The 18,245-nt window shown below is 70.8% G+C and carries 12 protein-coding genes and 1 pseudogene; 6 read left to right on the top strand and 7 right to left on the bottom strand.

Annotated features, from left to right (window positions below; all coding sequences use genetic code 11):
• On the bottom strand, positions 1-842 hold an 842-nt coding region (locus tag U9977_RS15585; protein WP_416210640.1), incomplete at its 3' end, for a nucleotidyltransferase family protein.
• A gap of 216 nt (positions 843-1,058) precedes the next feature.
• Here U9977_RS15585 and U9977_RS15580 point away from each other — a divergent pair.
• Positions 1,059-4,367: an NAD-glutamate dehydrogenase domain-containing protein gene (locus U9977_RS15580; RefSeq protein WP_322749984.1), complete on the top strand. Its 3,309-nt coding sequence runs from the start codon at positions 1,059-1,061 to the stop codon at positions 4,365-4,367.
• A gap of 35 nt (positions 4,368-4,402) precedes the next feature.
• Here U9977_RS15580 and U9977_RS15575 read toward each other — a convergent pair whose 3' ends face one another.
• From U9977_RS15575 to U9977_RS15560, 4 genes are all read right to left on the bottom strand, one after another.
• On the bottom strand, positions 4,403-5,365 hold the full coding sequence (locus U9977_RS15575) for a glycosyltransferase family 2 protein (RefSeq protein WP_322749986.1): 963 nt from the start codon (positions 5,363-5,365) through the stop codon (positions 4,403-4,405).
• Between the two features lie 238 nt (positions 5,366-5,603).
• Positions 5,604-6,758: a glycosyltransferase family 4 protein gene (locus tag U9977_RS15570; RefSeq protein ID WP_416210638.1), complete on the bottom strand. Its 1,155-nt coding sequence runs from the start codon at positions 6,756-6,758 to the stop codon at positions 5,604-5,606.
• 143 nt (positions 6,759-6,901) lie between these two features.
• Positions 6,902-8,101: a glycosyltransferase family 1 protein gene (locus tag U9977_RS15565; protein ID WP_322749982.1), complete on the bottom strand. Its 1,200-nt coding sequence runs from the start codon at positions 8,099-8,101 to the stop codon at positions 6,902-6,904.
• A 229-nt stretch (positions 8,102-8,330) separates the two neighbouring features.
• A complete protein-coding gene (locus tag U9977_RS15560) occupies positions 8,331-8,567 on the bottom strand; it encodes a hypothetical protein (protein ID WP_322749987.1) in 237 nt (78 codons plus the stop codon).
• Between U9977_RS15560 and U9977_RS15555 the strand changes: the two are divergent.
• The 5 genes and pseudogenes from U9977_RS15555 to U9977_RS15535 form a co-directional block, all read left to right on the top strand.
• Positions 8,515-8,640 (top strand): annotated as a pseudogene (locus tag U9977_RS15555) (hypothetical protein); the annotation flags it as partial. The gene U9977_RS15560 and the pseudogene U9977_RS15555 overlap by 53 nt on opposite strands.
• A 104-nt stretch (positions 8,641-8,744) precedes the next feature.
• Positions 8,745-11,588, top strand: coding sequence for a DUF5691 domain-containing protein (locus tag U9977_RS15550; protein WP_322749981.1), 2,844 nt, complete (start codon positions 8,745-8,747; stop codon positions 11,586-11,588).
• Between the two features lie 62 nt (positions 11,589-11,650).
• The gene (locus U9977_RS15545) at positions 11,651-12,838 is read left to right on the top strand and encodes an AAA family ATPase (protein ID WP_322749980.1); all 1,188 of its coding nucleotides are present in this window, start codon (positions 11,651-11,653) and stop codon (positions 12,836-12,838) included.
• Positions 12,835-15,390 carry a DUF5682 family protein gene (locus U9977_RS15540; RefSeq protein ID WP_322749979.1) on the top strand — a complete coding sequence of 852 codons (2,556 nt, stop codon included), beginning with the start codon at positions 12,835-12,837 and terminating at the stop codon, positions 15,388-15,390. Before U9977_RS15545 ends, U9977_RS15540 begins: the two co-directional genes overlap by 4 nt.
• 142 nt (positions 15,391-15,532) lie before the next feature.
• The gene (locus U9977_RS15535; RefSeq protein WP_416210641.1) at positions 15,533-16,708 is read left to right on the top strand and encodes a VWA domain-containing protein; all 1,176 of its coding nucleotides are present in this window, start codon (positions 15,533-15,535) and stop codon (positions 16,706-16,708) included.
• 260 nt (positions 16,709-16,968) lie between these two features.
• On the opposite strand, the gene U9977_RS15530 is transcribed toward U9977_RS15535, so the two are convergent.
• Together U9977_RS15530 and U9977_RS27065 are read right to left on the bottom strand one after the other, a co-directional pair.
• Entirely contained in the window at positions 16,969-17,409 is a 441-nt protein-coding gene (locus tag U9977_RS15530) for a hypothetical protein (protein ID WP_322749977.1), read from the bottom strand.
• 69 nt (positions 17,410-17,478) lie between these two features.
• Positions 17,479-17,682 carry a polymorphic toxin type 24 domain-containing protein gene (locus U9977_RS27065; RefSeq protein WP_416210637.1) on the bottom strand — a complete coding sequence of 68 codons (204 nt, stop codon included), beginning with the start codon at positions 17,680-17,682 and terminating at the stop codon, positions 17,479-17,481.
• Between the last annotated feature and the right edge of the window lie 563 nt (positions 17,683-18,245).

The raw sequence follows: 18,245 nt of genomic DNA, 5'->3' as shown, positions 1-18,245 counted from the left end.
GTGGCGCCGCAACCCACCACGGCGCCGGCACCCACCACCGCCCCCCCGCTGATCTTCGCGTCCGCGGCGACGGACGCGCCGGCCAGCACCAGCTGGTCACCGACGGGTCCCGGCAGCGCGGAGGAGGTGATCCGTCCCATCACCAGGTCGCGGGAACCCTGGATGAACGCCTCCGGGGTACCCAGATCCAGCCAGTACGTGCTGTCGACGTAGCCGACGACGAGAACGCCGGACGCCAGCAACCCCGGAAAGGTCTCCCGCTCGACCGAGACCGGCCGGCCGGCCGGAATGTCGTCGATCACTGACCGCCGGAAGACGTAACAGCCCGCATTGATCCGGTTGGTCGGCGGATCGGGGGTCTTCTCCAGGAACTGGGTGACGCGGCCGTCGGCGTCGGTGGGGACCACGCCGAAGGCACGGGGGTCACCGACCTCGGTCAGATGCAGGGTGACGGCCGCGTCGGCGTCCCGGTGCCGGCGCACCAACGCGACGATGTCCAGACCCGACAGGATGTCGCCATTGAAGATGACCACCGGGTCGCCCGGACCACCGCGCAGCCGTGACGCGACGTTGCGGATCGCACCGCCGGTTCCCAGCGGCTCGGTCTCGGTGACGTACTCCAGCTCCAGACCGTGTGCGGAGCCGTCGCCGAAGTACTCCTCGAACACTTCGGCCCGGTATGAGGTGGCGAGAACAACACGGGTGATGCCCGCGTCACGCGCCCGAGCAAGCATGTGGGCGGTCACCGGAACGCCGGCGACCGCAAGCATCGGTTTCGGTGCTGACATCGTCAGCGGGCGCAGCCGACTACCCTGTCCTCCGACCAGCATCACAGCGTCCATGACGCGTGAGTGTCCCAGAGGCCGCACCGGCTGGTGCACGATGTCGGCATACCTCCATGGCGTCGCGTCGCGGACACCTGCCGACCAGGCTGGGCACAGCTGCCGGATCCGCCTCGTTCACCGGCCCTGTTCACCGGCCCTGTTCACCGACATCGTTCACCGGCCCCGGCACGCCGGAGTGCGCGCACGAGCCCAACTGGCGATGCTGAAGACGTGGTGCGCCAGCAACCTGTCCGCTACCGGGTCTCTCCCGGCGACGCCCGCACGGGCGCCGAGGCAGCTACGGCCGCGCTGCTCCACGGTGGGGAACCGGGTTTTGCCGCCGCCCGCACCGACGACGGTGGTCCCGCCACCCTGGCGGTGTGGCTCGCCTGGCACGGCGAGGGTCCACCCATAGCCGATGTCGTACCCGTGCTCACCAACCTCGGCCTACGCGCGACGACCCATCGCTGGCTGCCGAGCCAGCCGGGCCCGCTCGGGGGCACCGTCAGCCTGGACGAGTACCACGTGCGCGCCACACCGGCGCTCGCCGACGCCGCCCTCAGGCAGATGGACGGGCTGCGCGGCATTCTGGCGGGCCTCGCACGCGGGGACATCGACAGCGACAGCCTCGACTCACTCGTGCTGACCGCCGGGCTCACCGCCCGGGAGGTGGGGCTGTTGCGGGCGCTGTTCCGTTACCTGCGCCTGGCTGGAACGTCGCTGGGAACCCGCTACGCCCACCGCGTCCTGACCGCCCACCCGTCCTATGCGCACGATCTCGTCGCACTGTTCCACGCCCGGATGGACCCGGCACGGGTGAGTCCCACGGAGACCGGGCGGCTGCACGCGCGGCTGGAGGACGCGCTGGGGTGGGTGACCGGCATCAACGACGACATGGTCCTCCGCCGGTTGCGGGACCTCGTCCTCGCCGTTGTGCGCACGACGTTCTACCCGCACTCCGTGTCCGGGGTGGACACCCCGGCGACACTCGCCCTCAAGATCGCCTCAGGCGGACTGCTCTGGTTGCCGCCGCCGGTGCCCGAGGCGGAAACCTTCGTCAGTTCTGGGCTGTTCGACGCGGTGCATCTTCGCGGGGCTGCGCTGGCCCGTGGCGGCATCCGGTGGTCCGACCGCCAGGAGGACCTGCGCACCGAGATTCTCGGCCTGATGAAGGCCCAGCGGGTCAAGAACGCCATCATCGTGCCGGACGGCGCGAAGGGCGGCTTCGTGCTGCGCCGTCCGCCGTCGGACCCCGACGAGCTCGCCACGCTGGCCCGGTCCTGCTACGCGGAGTTCATGCGGGCGCTGTTGGCCCTCGTGGACGACCGGGTCGACGGCGCAACCGTCCGCAGCCCGGGCATGATCTGCCATGACGGGCCGGACAGCTACCTCGTGGTCGCCGCGGACAAGGGCACGGCGCGCTTCTCCGATCTCGCCAACGAGGTGGCGAGATCGAGCGGGTACTGGCTCGGTGACGCGTTCGCCTCGGGTGGCCGCACCGGGTACGACCACAAGGCGCTGGGCATCACCGCCCGGGGCGCGTGGGAGTCCGTTCGCCGTCATTTCACCGAACTGGGCGTGGACGCCGACCGCGAACCGCTCACCGTCGTCGGCATCGGCGACATGTCCGGGGACGTCTTCGGCAACGGCATGCTCCTCTCCCGCTACCTCCGCCTGGTCGCCGCATTCGATCATCGTCACATTTTTCTTGACCCCGACCCCGACCCGGCCCGCTCGTTCGCCGAGCGCGAACGCCTCGCGGCGCTGCCCGGGAGCAGCTGGGACGACTACGACCGCTCCGCGCTGTCGCCCGGCGGTGGTGTGTTCGCGCTGTCGGCCAAGCAGATCGAACTGACCGAACAGGTACGGGAACTGCTCGGGGTCGGCGACGATGCGCTGCCCGCCGACGCCGTGGTCCGGGCGATCCTGCGCGCACCGGTCGACCTGCTGTGGAACGGCGGTGTCGGCACCTGGGTCAAGGCCAGTACGCAGGAACACGGCGCGGTCGGGGACAAGGCGCGGGACGGGATGCGGGTCGACGCGGTCGAGCTGCGCGCCCGGGTCGTGGCCGAGGGCGGGAACCTCGGCCTCACCGATGCCGCCCGGGTCGAGTTCGCCATGCACGGCGGTCGCTGCAACACCGACTTCGTGGACAACTCCGCCGGGGTGAACTGCTCCGATCGCGAGGTCAATCTCAAGATCGGCCTTGACCTGGCCATCAGCAAGGGAGCGATCGACCGGGTCGACCGCGAACGGCTGTTGGCATCGGCCACCGACGACGTCACCCGAGCGGTTCTGGTCGACTCCGCCCGCCAGGCCCTGGCGCTGAGCGCGGCCGAACGCCATGCCATGTCCATGGCGGACGGGTTGTCCCGGCTCATCACCCATCTGGTGGAGACCGGCGAGATCGACCCGGATGTCGAGACCCTGCCGGACACCGAAGAGCTCGGCAACCGGCTTGCCAAGGGACGGACCTACACCCGGCCGGAGATCGCCGTCCTGCACGCCTACGCCAAACGGATGGTTGCCCGGTCGCTGCTGGCCTCAGGCCTGCCCGACGAGCCGGTCGGCGGGCCCACCCTGGATGCCTACCTGCCGGCCTCGCTGCGGGGGACGCTGCGCGAACACTTCGACCGCCACCCGCTGCGACGGGAGATCATCGCCTCCCAGCTCGCCAACTCGATCATCGACCGGGTCGGCGCCGGTTTCCTCTTCCGGCTGCGTGAGCTGACCGGCGCGGACACCGTCCAGGGCACCCGGGCCTTCGTCATCACCCGCGACCTGCTCGGCCTCACCGACATCTGGGACGCCATGGACGTCCACTGCCTCGGGGAGGGCAGCCGCACCCGCCCGGCTGTGGGCTCCACCGACCCCACCGCCGAGGCGCTGCTGCACTGTCACTTCGTCCACGAGGAATCCGCGCTGTGGCTGCTGCGGGCCCGCCGGTCGCCGCTGGACATCGAAGCGGAGATCACCCGATACGCCGACGGCATGCGGGATGTTGCGGCGGCCCTGCCCGCCGTGCTCGCCACCGTCGGATCCGACCAGGAACTGGCCGGCATCCTGGCACTGGCCGAGCAGCTCTACGAGCGCGGCCTGCCAGCGCGGCTGGCCGAGCGCGTCGCATGGCTCGACGCGATGAGCCCGGCACTCGACATCGTCGACGTGGCCCTGCGCAACGACCTCGAACCGGGAGACGTACTGCACGTCTACACCGCCATCGGAACGAATCTGGGCCTGGGACGCCTGGGCCTGGCACACCTCATCGGCCGCGGTGCGCAGCTACCGGGTCAGTCGTACTGGGAGCACATCGCGGCCGCGACCCTGCGGGCGGACGTCGCCCGCGCCCGGTCGGAGCTGACCGAGGCGGCCATGGCCACACCCGAGTTCGACCTGGACGCGGCCATCGACCGGATCACCACCGGAGCCCGGGCCGACCGGGTACGCGCCGTCGTCGACGACGTGACCGCGGCACCGCGCCTGTCCAGCGCCATGATCTCCGTCGTGGCCGGTCGGCTGAGCGAGCTGATCCCCAGACGCTGACCGATGCGCCCCGCCGGCTCGGAACCTATGCCCGGTCAGACCCGGGTTCTGCCGGTGTCCGGACCACCGCTGGACGGGAGGTCGTCGGCGGAGCGCGTCGCGCGGGCACCCGCGCTGTCGCCCGCGAGCGCGAGGGCGAGGAGCAGCCGAAATCCCAGACCCATCCCGAGGGCAAGCCGCAGCGGCAGGTACCCGGGCCCGGGGTACTGCCGGGACAGGTAGCGGAGCATGCTGCGGTGATGCGCGATCACCATCCGCCGCGAGGTGCGCTTGGTGGAGTGGCCGCCCAGGTGCTCCACGACGGCGGTGGGTACGTAGACCAGCTGCCAGCCGAGCAACCCGAGCCGCCGGCCCAGATCCACATCCTCCATGAACATGAAGTACGCCTCGTCGAACCCGTCGACCGCCTCGAAGGCCCGACGCCGCAGCAGCTGGCATGACCCCGACAGCCAGCCGGCGGTCGTCTCGACCGGGGTGGCCCGGTCCCGGCGGTAGGCCGTCGTCCACGGGTTCGTCGGCCAGCACCAGCCGAGCAGGGCATGGCCGATCCCACGCCGAAGCGAGGGAAGTTCGCGGGCGGACGGGTAGAGCACGCCACCCGGATTGGTGATGGCCGGGCCGAAGGCCCCGGCCCCCGGCCAGCGGCTCGACACCTCCAGGAGTTCGTCGAGTGATCCGGGCGTGAACGCGATGTCGGCGTTGGCCACGACCAGCCACGGCGCGCCGGCGCCGGCCGCCCCCCGGTTGATCGCGCTGCCGTACCCGAGGTTGCGCCCGGTACGCAGTAACCGGACCTCCTCGCGCTCGGCCACCGCGGCGGTACCCGCGTCCAGCTCCGGGGAGTTGTCCACGACAACCACCTCGTACGGCTGCACCGTGGCCTTGGTCAGGGAGTCCATGAACGGACCGAGCACCTCACCAGAATGGTAGGCCACGACCACGATACGGATCTGCGGCTCGGCGACACCAACATCCGACCGCCCACCCTGATGATCCACCTGATAATCAAGCGGCCGCGCCGAAGCCCCCACGTCCTGCACGTTCACCGACCCGCCCTCACTGGCCCATCCCATTGGTCCATGGCATGAGAGTCCATGCCATGCCGGCGCGCGTGCGCCCAGCTCTCCCCTGAACCGTGTTGGCCAGGATGCCACCGGCGCGGCGACGGTCGCGCGCCGGGGGGTCGGGCCTGCTGGCCAAACGGCAGGCGGCAGGGGGCAGGTGCGGACTGTCGGGTCAGCTGTCGGCGACTGCCCGCGCGTAGCTCGCCAGGTGCGCCTCGGCGCTCGCCGCCCAGGTGAACTCCCGGGCGCGGGTGAGCCCGGCCTGGGCCAGGGCGCCGCGCCGCTGGGCGTCGTCGACCAGCGCACGCATCTCGTGGGCGATCGAGTCGATGTCCGGCTGGGTGTAGGCGACGGCGTCGCCGCCCACTTCGGGCAGCGAGAGCCGCGGCGTCGTCAGTACGGGCGCGCCACAGGCCATCGCCTCCAGCACGGGCAGCCCGAACCCCTCCCCGTGGGAGGGGTAAGCGACCAGCAATGCGCCGCCCAGATAGCCGGGAAGGTCGGAGAACCGCAGGTAGCCTGGTCGGATGACCTTCAGGTGGGACGGGACCGAGGCGACCGCGGCATCCACGTCGTCGTCCCAGCCCGAACCGCCGGCAAGCACCAGTGCGGGCGCATCAGGGCGCCCGTGGACGGCCTCGGCCCAGCCACGGATCAGGTTCGGCACGTTCTTGCGCGGCTCGAGCATGCCGAGGAAGGCGACGTACCGGCTGTCAGCCAGACCGAGCCGAAGGCGGACCCGGCGCTTGTCCTCCTCGGTGGGCGGGTGGAAGGTCGACGTGTCCACCCCGTGGTAGGCGACATCCGTCGCGGTCGAGTCACCCTCGAGGACCCGGATCAGCTCGTCGCGGGTGGCCTTGGACGGAACGATGATCCTCTTCGACTTACGCACGGCGGTGCGCATCGCCGAACGGAAGAACGTCCCCTTCACGGCGGTGTGCATCTCCGCCTCGGTGAAGAACGTGACGTCGTGGATGGTCACGCACACGGGCTGGGATGTGCGCAGCGGCATCGTGTAGTGCGGCGAATGGATGACCTGCGCCCCCACCTGATGGGCGACCAGCGGCAGGCCGGTCTGTTCCCAGGCGAGGCGGGCCGGCCGGTGCGCGATCGCGGCCGGCCCCGGCACCACGTTGGCGTGGGGCGCCATCCGGCCGTACCGTTCGTAATCGGATCGTTGGCAGACGAGAGCCAGGTCGGCGCCTGCCGCATCCAGGGCAGCCACCAGACCGTCGACATAGCGACCGACGCCGCCGCGATCGGCTGGGACCGCGGTGGCGTCGACGAGCACCCGGGGAGACACGGCGCTCCTTCCGACTGGCGGCATGTTTCGCACCGCTAGGCTGCTTGGGGCCTCCGGGTGCGCAAGAAGAATCATGATCGCACGCCCGTCGACCCACCTAGATTCCTTAGGGCCACCGGCGACGCTGGAAGATCCATAATTGCGCCGTCTTCGGCCCGCTGGCAAGACTACGCCCGCCCCCGATCCTTGGTGGTCAAGGCCCGGGAGTCGGTAAGTTGACGGTAGAGGGACCAGACGGTCTCTGCCGCCCCATTCCAGGTAAAAGCGGCCGCTCTCGCCCGTCCGTCCGCGGCCAGCCGGCGCCGCAGGCCCTCGTCGGTGACCACGGCCGTGACCGCGCGGGCGAGCGCCCCCGGGTCCGCCACCGGCACGGTCACGACGGCGTCCCCCCCGACCTCCACGAACGCGGGGATGTCGGAGACGATCGCGGGGACGCCATGGGCCATCGCCTCGATGACCGGCAGCCCGAAGCCCTCTGAGCGGCTCGGCGCGAGCAGTGCCGTGGCCCGTGACAACACCACCGCGAGGTCCGCGTCCTCAAGACGCCCCAACGAATGGATCCGGGCCGGGTCCAGGCCCACCCGCGCGGCTTCGACCCGCAGGTCCAGCCCACCCCAACCGGGCGAACCGACATGCACCAGGGGCAGGTCGGGCGCAGCGGACGCGGCAGGCCCGACGGGCTCAGCCAGCTCAGCCAACGCGGCCAGCTCAGCCAGCGCGGCCAGGACGGTGTCCAGGCCCTTGCGGGGCTCGAGGGTGGCCAGGGTGAGCAGATACCCGCCGCCCGGAAGGCGGAGCCGGGCGGCGCGGGCATCTGCGTCCGCCGGGATGGTCACGACCGCCTCGGCCACGCCCTCGCCGATGACGTGCAGCCGGTCGGCCGGGATCGGCAGATGTGCCCGAAGTTCGGCGGCGACGGCCCTGGTCGGCACGATCACGGCATCGGCCTGGCGGGCCGCGCGCGCGCCCATCTGGCGGTGCCACCGGGCGCCGTGGGTGCTCAGGGTGTGCGGATGGGTCCACGGCACGGCGTCGTGGATCGTCACCACGAGCGGCACCCCGTGCCGCCGCGGCGGGACGAGCAGCGTGGGGGCGTGCACAATCCCCACAGCGCTCGGCGCCGGCCCATAGCCGCGCAGCCATGCGGTGGCAAGACCGCGTCGGGGCAGCGGCAGCCGAATGGGACCGACCACGCCCGGCACCGCCGCGCCGTCCGCTTCGCGTTCTCCCCGCCAGGCACACCAGCTGATGACCGCCTCGCCCGGCCGCGCCGTCCTGGCGAGCGCGGCGGCGAGCTCAGCGGAGTAACGCCCCGTTCCGCCCGGCACCGGCGCCAGCATCTGCTCAACTAAGAATCCGACCCGCACAAACGAGCATCCTTGCGTATTGATCGCCGACGTCAACCATCGCACGTCGCGTCCGCCGTGGCTCGGCCCCATCCGCCGCGTCTCGGCCCATCCACCGGGGCGGCCACGGCCATGATCGGCCCATCCGCCGGGGCTGCCACGGCGATGATCGGCATATGTTTGTCGCTGTGTACGCTTTACGGCCGAATAGGCGTACCTAACGACAAACTCACGCCGATCTTGCCAGCGGTCAGGCCATGATCCCTCCACGAAACACCCATTCGATACGAATTCTGTCGGAGGCGGCTGCCAGAATCGCCGCCATGTCGAACGCCCGCATGCCGGCCGTGAGCCGCGAGACCGCGCTCGCCGTGGCGCCCGATGCAGCTTCGGCGAAAGCAGCGGAGAAGCTTGCCGTTCCCGGGCTCTGGCCGATGACGGGCGGCGACGACGACGCGTTGTGGGGGGAATGCACGGGCAGCGGCAAGACCCCCTACCGGGTCGTCGTAGCCCGCGCCGACCACGCCACGACATGCTCCTGCCCGAGCCGGAAGTTCCCCTGCAAGCACGCCATCGGTCTGTTGCTCCTCGCCGCGGCCGCCAGCGGGCTGCCCTTCGGTTCCGGCACGGACGCGGACGGTGAGCGGCCGGCCTGGGCCACCGCATGGCTCAACCGACGAGCGGCGCGGACCACCGCTGCGGCATCTCGTGCCACCCAGGCCACCGCTACCTCCCCTACCCCCGCTCCCGACGGGCGGCGGCCGCCGCCCGTCGGGAGGCAACCCGCGAGGCCAGAGTCGACGCCGGCGTCGCCGAGCTGCGTCGCTGGCTGGCCGACCTCGCCGCCGGCGGTCTCGGCGCCGCCCAGCTCAAGCCGGCGGCCTGGTGGGAGGCGACCGCCGCGCGGATGGTCGACGCGCAGGCCCCCGGCCTCGCCGACGTGATCCGCGCGATGGCGGAGATCGCCACCACCGCGGCCGGGCCGCCCGGCTGGCCGTCCCGACTCACCGACCGGCTCGGCCTGCTGCACCTACTGTGCGAGGGCTGGACCCGCCGCGTCGAGCTGCCCGCCGACATCGTGGCGGTCCTGCGTGACCGGGTCGGCTTCACCGTCCCGACCGCGGCGGTGCTCGCCGGTGAGCGGGTCGTCTGCGGTGTCGACGTACTCGGGGCCCGCACGTTCACGGCCGGGAAGGTCCAGGGCCGCCGGCAATGGTTACGCCTGGTCGACTCGGCACGGTCCGCGGTCGTCCTCGACTTCGCAGTCGCCGGCCAGTCGATGCTTCCGGCCTTGCCGGCGGGGTCGAGGATCCACGCCGAGCTCGCGCCCTACCCGGGCCGGCTGCCGGTGCGGATGGTGATCGCCGCGACCGCGGGCGCCCACGAAGCCGAAGGCCTTGCCCCGACGGGCACCGCTTCCTACGCGTCCACCTGGCGCGAGGCGTTGGCCGACGTCGCGTCGACGCTGGCCGGTGACCCGTTCGTCGATGTCGTCGTGGTGACCGTGCGCGACGTCACGGTACTACCACCGATTGATGCAGACCTGGAGACCATGCGGGGCGGCGGCTGGCTGCTGCGGGACCGAAAAGGCGAGGCGCTGCCACTCGCCGCCGATGCCACCCCTGAATGGGGATGGCAGCTGCTCGCCGTCGGTGGTGGGCGCGGGCTCGACGTAGTCGCGGAATGGGACTCGTTCGCGCTGACCCCGCTGACCGCAACGCCGTCGCGAGACCTGGAGCGGTCCGCTGGCATCACAGCCCCCGGCGGGGAACCGGCCTGCGACCCGTCGGCCGGCGACGCCATCCCTGCGCCCGCGTCGGGATGCCCTGTGCCGACCCCAGGTTGGGCGGATCTGGTCGACGCGGCGGTCGTCGGCGCGGACCGCCGCCCACCCCCGACCATCCCCTGCTTGCCCGACCCGGCGGACCGGCCCGCCATTGACGGGCTCAACGGAAACGACGGGCTCGGTGGAAGCGAGGCTGCGCGGCGCCTGTTACGGCTTGCCGCGCTCGCCGCGGTGACGCGCCGTGCCGGGCAGATCCCCGCCGACGCCGCCGAGGTGGCAGCCCCGCCTGCGGCTCCTGTCGACGAGCCGCCGCCCTGCCCGCGTGCCGCAGCGCTCACGCTCACAACCGAGCTGTCCGCCGCCGATACGGCGGCCCTCGAAGAATGGCTGGATCTGCTCGCCGAGGGCGGTTGGCGCCCTCCGGACAGCCTGCTGTGCCCGCTGATCAACCTCGGCCGGCGCTCGGTCGCGATCCGCGGGCGGCTGGGCCGGATCCTCGGCCCGCGGGGCCGCTGGTTCGCCGCGCTACATCCGGATGGCGGTTGGGCCGCGATCACCAACCCCGCCGGCTGGTCGACCGCGACCGCGCCAGCGCGGCGTTCGCTCATCAACGCCCTGCGCCAGCGCGACCCGGCTGTTGCCGTCGGCCTGCTGCGCGACGCGACGGGCAGCGCGCCATCCCCAGCCGACCAGCCCTTCGCACCGTTTCGGACAGCAAGTGGCGCCGAACGCCTCGGGTTCATCGAGGCGCTGCGGGTCGGTCTCGGGCCGTGGGACGAGGAGCTGCTGGAAGCAGCCCTCGACGACCGACGCGCCGACGTGCGCGCGGCCGCCGTCGGTGTGCTGCTCATGGTGCCCGACACCCGATTCGAGGCACGCGCCGCCGCCCGCACCGCGGAAACCATCGTGGTAAGCCGTCGCAAGCTTCGCATCCGGCCACCGACGCTGTGCACGCAGGAGATGACCCGCGACGGCATCAGCATCACGGACGGACAGGCACGCCAACCGCGCGACAGCATCTCGGACGTGTATGCGAGGCTGCTGGCCGCGGAGCTGAACCGCGTCGACCCCCGGCTGTGGACCGAACGCACCGGCCTGCCCCCGGAGCGGTTCCTGAGCGCCAAGGTTGTCTGGGATCCGACCGCGGCCCCTGCCTCGATCAGTATTCCTGAATGCCTGATCCAGCCGGTCATTCGACACCGCGACGCCGAGTGGGCACTCGCACTGATCCCCCGGGTCGGCCCGAACCACCAGGCGATACTGATCGACTGCCTAGCCGAACCCGACCGCACCCGGGCGCTCAACGTGGCGCCCAACGTGGCGCCCAACGTGGCGCCCAACGTGGCGCCCAAGAGCGTCTGGTCCCGATCCGGTCGCCCCGACCGCGCTGGCAACCCCGGCCGGGAGCGCTCCATGACGATTCTCGCCGCTGTCAGCGGCCGGTGGTCCGCCGAGTTCACCCGGGCCGCAGGCTCGACGCTGGCCGCGCTGTTCACCGAGCCGATCGACGACCCCGGCGCGGGTGCACGGGCGCAGGCGTGGGAACGGGCGCTGTTGACCGGCGTCGCCCACCGCCTGCATCCGGACGTGGGCCTCCCCGACCTGGACCCGGCGACCATACGGACCGAGATGTTCGCCGAGCACCAGCGGCTGGTCGCCACGATCAGCGACCGACGAACCCGCCGCGACACCCTGCTGTCCCGATCGGGACATCCCAGCTGAGGCCGGCGACCGCTTCGCCATCCCGTCCTGGTACACCGTTCGCCCCGCAGAAAGGTTCTGTCATGACCACGTCGACAGCAACAACCGCCACCGCCACCCACGGCGGCGCTACCCACGGCAGCGCGCCGGTCGCGGATGATGCGGCTGGTTCCAGCCCCCAGCTGCTGCGCCCGCACGCCGAGCGGGCCTTCGCCGCCGAACTGGCCGCGCTCGCCGCCACCGACAACCGGCCCCGGCCGCCGTCCTGGAAACTGTCCCCCTGGGCCGTCGTCACATACGTGCTCGGCGGCACCCTCGGCGACGGCACCGTCATCACCCCGAAGTACATCGGTGCCCGGCGGCTCGTCGAGGTCGCCGTCGCCACCCTCGCCACCGACCGGGCGCTGCTGCTCCTAGGCAGTCCGGGCACGGCGAAGTCATGGCTGTCGGAACATCTCGCCGCCGCGGTATGTGGCGACTCCACCCTGGTCGTCCAGGGCACCGCGGGCACGTCCGAGGACACGGTCCGCTATGGCTGGAACTACGCCCGGCTCATCGCCGAGGGACCATCTCCGGAGGCGCTGGTGCCCTCCCCGGTGATGCGCGCGATGACCCGCGGCGCCATCGTCCGGGTGGAGGAACTCACCCGGATGGGCGCCGAGGTCCAGGACGCGCTCATCACCGTGCTCTCGGAGAAGACCCTTCCCGTCGCGGAGCTCGCCGACGAGGTGCAGGCCGTCGCCGGATTCAACGTGATCGCCACCGCCAACGACCGTGACCGCGGAGTCAACGAGATGTCGTCGGCGCTGCGGCGCCGGTTCAACACCGTCGTCCTCCCACTGCCGGCGACCGAGGACGCCGAGGTCGAGATCGTCACCCGCCGCGTCGCCGACCTCGGCCGCGCCCTGGACCTGCCCGCCGAACCACCAGCCGACGTCGAGGTCCGGCGCGTCGTGCGGATATTCCGGGAGCTGCGCGCGGGGGTCACCGTCGACGGCCGCACGACGCTGAAGACGCCGACCTCGACGCTGTCCACCGCGGAGGCGATCAGCGTGATCACCGGCGGGATGACGCTGGCCACCCACTTCGGCGACGGCAGGCTGTCCGCCGAGGATGTCGCCGCCGTGCTCATCGGAGCCGTCGTCAAGGACCCGTCGACCGACCCGGTGGCCTGGCGGGAGTATCTCGAGGGCGTCGTCCGCGGCCGCCGCGGCTGGTCAGACCTGTACCGGGCCTGCCGCGACCTCGATGCGGACACGTTCGCCGGATGAGCGTCACCGTCCTGGGCATACGCCATCACGGGCCGGGCTCCGCGCGGGCTGTCGCCGCGGCTCTCGCTGAGATCAACCCCGACCTCATCCTCGTCGAAGGTCCCGCCGAGGGGGACGGCGCGCTGGCGTACACCGGTTCACTGACCCCGCCGGTGGCGCTGACCGTCTACGCCGTCGACGAACCCCGCGATGCCGCGTTCTGGCCGTTCGCCGAGTTCTCCCCGGAATGGCGGGCGTTGCGGCACGGCGCTGCCGCCGGCATCCCGGTCCGGTTCATCGACCTGCCGTTCGGGCACACCCTGATGCTGCTCCGCCAGCAGCGGGCCGCAACGCTCACCGAGCCCCGACAGGCTGACAACCCGGCCGAGATCCACAGTAAAAGACCGGCGGAGGGCGCCGATCCGGACGCGGCCGGCTCGGACCCGGTCGATCCGGACCCGTCGACCGCTGACGGGGACGCGGAGCCCGTCCCCGCCGCGCCGCTCATCGACGACCCGCTCGGCTGGCTGGCGCTGGCCGCCGGGCACGACGACCCGGAGCGCTTCTGGGAGGACCTCGTCGAGCACCGCCGGGTCGACCCCGACGGACCTGGCGGACCCGACAGACCTGGCGGACCCGGCGGCAGGAGCGAGGCCCTGGCCCTGTTCGCCGCAGTCGCCGAGGCGATGACTCAGCTGCGTGCCGGCCACGGCGACCCTGCCGCGGCGGCCGGTGGGAGCATCGTCGGCGCCGGGCCAGCCGCCCAACCCTCCGCCGAGATCGCCCGGCAGCGCCGGGAACAGATGCGTGAGGCGCACATGCGTCTGGAGATCCGTAAGGCCGGCAACGGCGCGGACGCCGCCGCCCGCATCGCGGTGATCTGCGGGGCGTGGCACGTCCCGGCGCTGACCGGGACGGCTGGAGCGACCTCAGTGACTGCCGACCGGGAACTGCTGCGTGGCCCCCGGCCTGTGCGCACGGCGACCACCTGGGTGCCGTGGACACACGCCCTGCTCGCCACCGCGTCCGGCTACGGCGCGGGCATCACCGCACCCGGCTGGTACCAGCACCTGTGGTCCGCGCCGGACCAGGTGACGGCCCGCTGGGTGGCCCGGGTGGCATCTCTGCTGCGCGCAGCCGACCTGCCGGCGTCCCCCGCGTCCGTGGTCGAAACCGTCCGTCTCGCCGAAACCCTCGCGGCTGTGCGTGACCGCTCCCTGCCCGGACTGACCGAGCTCACCGACGCCGTGCTCGCCGGGCTGTGCGCCGGTGACCCGGTGCCGCTCGAGGTCGTCCGCGAACAGCTCGTCGTCGGCGATGTACTCGGCGCGGTCGGCGCCGATGCGCCTGCCGTACCGCTGGCCGCCGACCTTGCCCGGACCCAGCGCCGGCTCCGGCTGCAGCCCACCGCCGCCGATCGCGCCATCCGGCTGGACCTGCGCAAGGACACCGACCGCGAACGCAGCCGGCTTCTGCACCGGTTGCGGCTGCTCGACGTGCTGTGGGGGACCCCGGTGGTCACGGCCAGCACCGGCACCTTCGCCGAGGCGTGGACGCTGCGCTGGGATCCGGCGTACGCCGTCGCGGTGATCGCCGCCGCCCGTCACGGCGCGACCGTCGCCGACGCGGCCGCCTCGGTCGTCACCGAACAGGCCCGCGGCGCCGCCGACCTGCCGACTATCACCGGCATGCTCGAACAGGTCGTGCTCGCCGGCCTGCCCGACGCCCTGGCGGCGGTCACCGCGGGGCTCGAACGCCGCGCCGCCGGCACCGGCGACATCGCCCATCTGATGGCGGCGCTGGCACCGCTGGCCCGCGTCCACCGCTACGGCGACGTGCGCGCCACCGACACCACCCTGGTCACCACGCTGGCCGAAAGCCTGATGGTACGGATCTGCGCAGGGCTGCCCCCGGCCTGTCAGAGCCTCGACGACGACGCGGCGAGAACCATGGCCGCCGCCGTGGACACCGCCGACACCGCGTTCCGGCTGATCGCCGACCCCGAGCACGTCAGCCACTGGCACACCGCGGTTCGCGCCGTCGCCGACGCCTATGGCGGGAACAGTCTGGTCACCGGCAGATGCGCGGGGATCCTGTCGGACGCGGGCGAGATCGACCCGGCGGACGTCGCGGTCCGCCTCGCTCGGGCGTTGTCCGCGGCCGGCGGCGCTCCGGCCGACGCCGCCCAGTGGCTGGCGGGCTTCCTCGGCGCCTCCGGATCGGTACTGGCCCGCAACCCGGGGCTGCTCGGTCTCATCGACGCATGGCTGAGCTCGCTTGACGGCACTGCCTTCACCGTCGTCTTCGCGCCGCTGCGGCGGGTGTTCGCCGCCTTCAGCATCCCGGAACGGCGCATGATCGCCGAACGGGTACGGGCGGTGTCGCCCCGCCCCGGCGCGGACGGCACCGGGCTCGTCGGTCCGGGCATGGTCCCCGGGCAGAACGCGGCCGGTCTCACCGGGCCGGCGGGCGATCCGGCCGCCTGGGATTTCGACCGGGTCACGCGTGTCCTGCCCACCATCACCGCGTTACTGGGTCTTCCCGGCGTAGGAGGGAGTCCCGAACATGGCTGACGTTCCTTCGGTCGACAGCACTCCCGTCCCACGCGGCACTTCTGTCCCGCGCAGCGCTGTTCCGGCGGAGACCGGCACCGACACTGGCACCGATACCGGCACCGGCACCGGCACCGGCACCGGCACCGACGGCACGGCCGGGATGGAGGAGTCCGAGCGGCTGCGGCGCTGGCGGATGGTGCTGGGCGCGCCGGCTGCCATGGCATTCGTCGGGGCAGGCACCCTGTCGAAGGCTGACGCGGACATCGACGCTGCGCTCGGCGCCCTCTATGACGCGGACAATGCGGGCGAGGACGGCCGCCGGAAACGGTCAGCCGGGCTGGGCGCGTCCGCGCCGTCGGTGGTCCGCTGGCTCGGCGACATCCGCGACTACTTCCCGACGCCGGTCGTGCAGGTACTGCAACGCGACGCGGTCAGCCGGCTGGGGTTGGCCCGGCTCCTGCTCGAACCGGAACTGCTTGAGGCCGCGGAACCCGACGTGCACCTCGTGGGCACGCTGTTGTCGCTGCGCTCCGCGCTACCCGAACGCACGAAAGAGACCGCCCGCATGGTCGTGCGGCGCGTCGTTGACGACATCGAACGGCGTCTGGAACAGTCGCTGCGGTCCGCGGTTCTCGGCGCGGTGAACCGGTCCACCCGCACCAGGACCCCCCGGCTTCCCGACGTCGACTGGGATCGCACGATCCTGGCGAACCTGCGGAACTACCAGCCCGAACAACGCACCGTCATCATCGACCGGCTCATCGGCTACGCCCGGGCGCGGCGCACCGCCGCGATGCACGACGTCATCCTGCTCATCGACCAGTCCGGGTCCATGGCGTCCTCGGTCGTTTACGCCGGGGTGCTGGGCGCGTCCCTGGCGACGATGACGGCGGTGTCGACCCAGCTGATCGTCTTCGACACCTCGGTGGTGGACCTCACCGACGACCTCGATGACCCGGTCGACCTGCTGTTCGGGATCCAACTCGGCGGCGGTACCGACATCGACCGGGCTGTCGGCTACGGCGCCTCCCTGGTGCGCCGACCTACCGACACCGTGTTCGTACTGATCAGCGACCTGATCGAAGGTGGGGACCAGTCGTCGCTGGTCGGCCGGCTGCGGGCGTTGGTCGAATCGGGGGTATGCGTCGTCGTCCTACTCGCCCTCTCCGACGACGGCACCCCCGCCTACGACCATGCGCTCGCCGCGACCTGCGCCGAACTCGGCGCGCCCGCGTTCGCCTGTACCCCGGACGCATTCCCCGAACTACTGGCGACGGCGCTGCGACGTGAAGACGTGGGACGGTGGGCCGCCACCCACGGCCTCATGCCCGGCTGATCCCCCGCCGCCGACGCCGTTGCCCAGGACAGTGGCGATCACATCGAGTCGCCGAAGCGCTCGCGCATCCGCTCACAGACGTAGTCATCGTGCCGCTCGGCCTGATCCGGTGGGCCGCCGCCGCACCCCCACCTCAGCAGAGTCGGCCACAGGCGGCATCTCGGTTACCTGGGACAGCTCCTCATCCTGAGCGACGAGCAGCCGTACACGGTGTCGGCTCTGCCTGCCACCATGATTCGAGCCGCTCCGTTCCGCCGCTCTCACTCCACCGAATAGAAGACCAAAGTTGAACCATATTCCTTTGTGTCATTGCGCGTCTCAACGATAAAACTTCGACTTGGAAAACAAACGCGCACCACAGCTCGCCACATTTCTGCAATACGGTTTGCGAAATCACCGAGAACATCGTATTCGACATCGCATCCTGGGGCCAGGACGTCCCACAGATGAAGGTGATTGACTACAGCTTCGATCGATCTTCGGTCCCCTTGGAGCTGCTCGAACCAGGTGTCAACGCCCTGTTCATCAAACAAGAATTTCAAGAATAAGCAGCCACGATACTCTATAAATTCCGGCCATAGAATCATGGAGACGGCGACCGCCTCTGCGACCGTCACATTCGATAGGACGAATGCCCTTGGATCAAACTCGCTTCCACCGGATGTCCAATCTCTCACCTGCGGAATTTTCATCAGATCCACGTTCGTCACCACCTCTACCCATCACATTTTATTATGATCAATAGTCCCGATTCCGGCAGCGTGAACCTGTCAGCATGTACGGCCTGGCAAATCCTTCAGCCCTGCAGGAATAGCGATCTTACTCTGTTCCGGAAATACCCGACCATCGGGAGTCACGTTGCGCGTGAACTCCTGGACATGCGGGGTCTCCACGCCTCCATGTGCGACACCCGTCAGATCAACTCGCCTCAAAATTATTCCGTCTTCATCATACACTGCATAGTTAGTGATCACACCATTTTCACTGCGGTACAGAATTCCGCTAGCTGAACCACCGGAATCCAGCGCTCCACCTAGAGGGAATCTTCCCTTCCGCAGCTGGGCATTGCTCCAATCGAGCCCACTGCCGCTGTTGTGGACGAGGACCGGGGTGGTACCAGCCTCCACATAATAGTGTGGAGACCCTCCACCGTCAGGTTGAAGACCCGCTGCACCCGGTGGAAAGTTCGAGTACCCACGACCGGGACGAGCCCACCATCCGGAGTACGCAGCACCCCACCCGGATGAAGATCAATCGCGGCGACCCGGTCATGCGCACCCTGATCCCAGGGTAAGCAGGCCGCTGCGGCGCCGGTGACGAAATCACCACCTGACCAGGGGCAACAGCAAACTCACGCCGGTATCCCGGCCACTCCCGCCGCCATAGACACCCGCCAGAGAACGCTCACCCACCTATCGATTCAGGCAACATCATGTGACCCTTCGGGCATAAGTTCAAGAATGAGATCCAAATCTGCATCGATCTCCTGATTTGCCGTGAGGTGAATATGCGCACCTTCATGAACTCCGTCCTGCGC

The sequence above is a fragment of the Protofrankia sp. Cas8 genome (assembly GCF_963555845.1).
GTDB lineage: Bacteria > Actinomycetota > Actinomycetes > Frankiales > Frankiaceae > Protofrankia.
Note: the sequence above shows the minus strand (reverse complement) of the source record. Positions and strands in the feature narration are given on the sequence as shown.